Source organism: Shewanella sp. S1-49-MNA-CIBAN-0167 (genome assembly GCF_040310145.1).
GTDB lineage: Bacteria > Pseudomonadota > Gammaproteobacteria > Enterobacterales > Shewanellaceae > Shewanella > Shewanella psychromarinicola.
In genome coordinates this window covers 1-286 of record NZ_JBEOPO010000200.1, presented here as the reverse complement: position 1 = coordinate 286, position 286 = coordinate 1, and the positions used below count along the sequence as shown (strand labels likewise).

Sequence of the window (286 nt, the reverse complement as noted above, 5' to 3'; positions counted from 1 at the left end):
CCATTAACGGGTCAATATCAGTATTATTCAGGTCAAGGCAATATGATCAATAATGCCATGTCATTTGATGTGACCTTACCATTAGATACGCCATTAGCATTATCATTTCAAGCCCATTGGGATATTGAAGACGATTATGATTATGTGCAGGTGTTGGTTGATAGCGTTGCTATAGAAGGTAACCACACAAACAGTACAAATTCAATTTACCCTACGGTAAAACATTCTATTAGCGGTAAATCGAGCGACATTAGTACCGCGTATGGAAGCGATGCCTGGGTTGATC

Annotated in this window: 1 pseudogene; it reads left to right on the top strand. The window is 39.5% G+C overall.

What is annotated here, in order from left to right:
- Positions 1–286: pseudogene (locus AAEZ00_RS21010) on the top strand (immune inhibitor A domain-containing protein); the annotation flags it as partial.